This window comes from Dermabacter sp. p3-SID358, assembly GCF_025147465.1.
In the GTDB taxonomy this organism is placed as follows: domain Bacteria; phylum Actinomycetota; class Actinomycetes; order Actinomycetales; family Dermabacteraceae; genus Dermabacter.
Map to the genome: position 1 here is coordinate 1 of NZ_JALXOZ010000036.1, position 418 is coordinate 418.

1 protein-coding gene is annotated in these 418 nt (G+C 58.4%); it reads right to left on the reverse strand.

Annotation, left to right across the window (positions count from 1 at the left end; all coding sequences use genetic code 11):
* The coding region (locus M3B90_RS09585; RefSeq protein WP_259890157.1) for a hypothetical protein at positions 1–399 on the reverse strand (399 nt) is incomplete at its 3' end.
* Between the last annotated feature and the right edge of the window lie 19 nt (positions 400–418).

A 418-nucleotide genomic window follows, 5' to 3' on the forward strand; every position in this document is an offset into this window, starting at 1 on the left:
ATTCGACACCGTTACCTTGTAGGTCGAGGACCACTTACCGTTCACGGCAGACGCCTCACCCGAGGTCTCCTTCTTCACCGCGAACTTCGGCGCCTTCTCCACCGTCGCGCAAGCCGTGTTGTTCTTCGAACCATCCGAGTCACCCTTCATCGTGACCTGGTTAAAGAACCCGCCCTTGGATGCATCCTGAACAGCCGCGTCACACTGCGAAGCAGCCGCGCCATCAGCCTGACCAGGAACAAACGTTCCCGACACCACAACCGTGAACGACTTCGACTCACCAGGAGCAAGCTCAACACCATTAGTCACCGTGAACGAGCCGTCCTTAAGCGTGGAGTCCGCACCGTCAACCGAGACGTTCTCCACCTGGAAACCAGCCGGACCAGAAGGCGTATCCACGACAGCAGCAGACTTACCC